Here is a 2723-nt window from a genome sequence, read left to right as displayed (position 1 = left end):
TAGTAAATGAATTCGAATAGAATTCATTTACTAATTGAGATGACGAACCAAATTTTAGATTTTATTAGTATGTACTATTGTAATACACTATATTTGGAATAAAAGGAGAGAAAAAAATGAGTGTGACTGAATTGCTTAAAATCCCACAGGGAAAAGGAAAAATAAAAAAAAATGTGTACGAGTTAATTAAAAATCGCCAGGCTAAAATAGCTGTAATTGGCCTAGGTTATGTGGGGATGCCATTAGCTGTAGAGTTTGCTAAAGTTGCAGATGTAGTTGGATTTGATATATCAAAGAATAAAATAGAACAATATATTAATGGAATCGATGTTACAAAAGAGGTTGGGGACGAAGCAATTCAACAAACAAGTGCCTTATTAACATGGGAAGAGGAGTCTTTAAAGTCTTCTAAATTTCACATTATAGCTGTGCCCACACCTATAAACCCTGATAAGACACCAAATTTAAAACCAGTAATCGGTGCTAGTGAAATCGTCGGAAGAAATCTGACTGAGGGATCTATAGTGGTATTTGAATCTACTGTATATCCGGGGGTAACAGAGGATATTTGTATACCTATTTTAGAAAAATCATCTGGTCTAAAATGTGGAATTGATTTTAAGGTTGGTTACTCACCTGAAAGAATTAATCCAGGTGATAGAAAAAATCAATTAAAAAATATAGTGAAAATAGTTTCTGGTATTGATGATGAAGCCTTAGATGATATAGCGAAGGTATATGAAATGATTATTGTAGCTGGTGTTCATCGAGCTGAGAGTATTAAAGTCGCAGAAGCAGCCAAGGTAATTGAGAACTCTCAGAGAGATATTAACATTGCTTTTATGAATGAATTGGCAGTAGTTTTTGATAAGATGGGCATTGATACTAATGAAGTGATCAAGGCAATGAATACCAAGTGGAATGCTTTAGGGTTCTACCCTGGACTGGTTGGTGGACATTGTATTGGTGTAGATCCATATTATTTTATCTATAAGGCCGAACAATTAGGATATCATTCTCAAATTATTGCTTCTGGAAGAAAAATTAACGATGACATGGGTAGATTTGTGGCAGAAGCTGTGATAAAGCAACTAATTAAAGTGGATAAAAAAGTTAGAGGGGCAAAAGTTGCTTTATTCGGAATAACTTTTAAAGAGAACTGTCCTGACGTGAGAAATTCAAAGGTAATAGACATAATAAATCATTTAAGAGAATATGAAATTGAAGTAAGTATTACGGATCCAGTTGCAGACATAAATGAGACGAAAAATGAGTATGGATTGACGTTAACACCTATGGAAAACATACAAAATGTAGATGCGATTATTATGGCGGTGGGGCATAATGAATTTAAGGAAATTGATTTGGATGCATTGTCTAAAATGTATTTAAAAGGAAATAAAGTCCTGATAGATGTAAAAAGCATAAAAGATAAAAAAGAGGCCATCAATAAAGGATATGTTTACTGGAGTTTATAGTATATAAGAAAGCTAGTATATTGATAAATCCTATAATTTTATTGTATAGGAATTGAATTATACGCTTTTTAGATAGACATAGCTAATTATTTGGCAGGATGCAGTTTACTGCATTCTGCCTATTTTTAATGTTTGATACATTAAGATTGGGCCAAAATTAATGAGCGATATACCTCTTATATTTAGAATATGAATTATTTGGAATGCAAGTCATCATTACATTAATTACAAAGTAATGTAATGATAGCGATAAGGTTTTACTGAGTGGTTTGGCGCTTTAGTATTCGCAGGTGATTCAAAAAATATGTAGTAATTTTATGTTTATTTCATTAGAATATTAAGTTGTGAATAACAAGCTATTTCGAAGGAGGGATCATCTGTGGGATTTACATTGCCTAAAAATTTAAAGGGTTTATTACTTTCAATTATATTAATACTGGGGGCTGTAATAGCCTCCTTTAATAAAATAGTGTTTATTTTATTTTTAATTACATATTTGTTGTTTATCCTTGTTATATCGAAAAAATTCATTCATTTTATGATAATAAGCCCATTTATTGCTTTGTCATTTATACCATCTGGTTATGTAAGTGTTCTACGCATTCAAACTGCATTAGGACAAATAAGACCATCATTTATTCTTATCCTCTTATGTTTATTGTCTTTTCCAATGATTAGTTCGTTTAAAATGGATTTATCGAAAGTTAGGGAAATGAGGAATGTGTTAGTTGCTCTAGGTTTTTTCTTTATCGTTCATATTTGTTCAGCTGTAGTTAATGGACTTGGACAATCTAATTTCCAATACTCGATTTTTGGTTTTATATATAGTTTTGGAGCACTATTCTGTCTTTGTATATATTATAAGCAGATAAATATACTAAATGTTATTAAAAGCTTTCTAACAATATCGTCTATAGTATGTATAATAGGGATTACTGAATTTTTAGGGTTTCAACCATATGCATCTTTATACCTGATAGATAATCAATGGTTTAATTATGATATATCTTCTGTAGTTGGTTTGCCACGAGTCGTTTCTTCAATGGGAAATCCGTTAATTCTTTCAGCGTATCTATTATTGTGCTTCCCTTTTGTCTTATATATGAGAGAAAATGATTCAAAAAGGAATTTGTGGAATATAATTACCGTGCTGCATTTTTTAACTATTCTTCTAACACAATCTCGTTCGGCTTTTATTATTTTAGTGCTTATTATATTGATATATTCAGCTCAAAATATTAATAG

At 31.0% G+C, this 2723-nt stretch carries 2 protein-coding genes; both read left to right on the top strand.

Features of this window, described 5'->3' with window-relative positions:
* Positions 1-116: 116 nt before the first annotated feature.
* Positions 117-1478: a nucleotide sugar dehydrogenase gene (locus AB3X48_RS20715; RefSeq protein ID WP_367959890.1), complete on the top strand. Its 1362-nt coding sequence runs from the start codon at positions 117-119 to the stop codon at positions 1476-1478.
* 379 nt (positions 1479-1857) lie between these two features.
* Positions 1858-2723 (top strand): hypothetical protein (locus tag AB3X48_RS20710; RefSeq protein WP_367959889.1); only part of this gene is annotated, 866 nt, incomplete at its 3' end.

The sequence above is a fragment of the Bacillus sp. S4 genome (assembly GCF_040838205.1).
GTDB classification, from domain to species: domain Bacteria; phylum Bacillota; class Bacilli; order Bacillales; family Bacillaceae_G; genus Bacillus_A; species Bacillus_A cereus_U.
The sequence above is the reverse complement of the archived record's forward strand: the minus strand, read 5'-3'. Positions and strand labels throughout refer to the sequence as shown.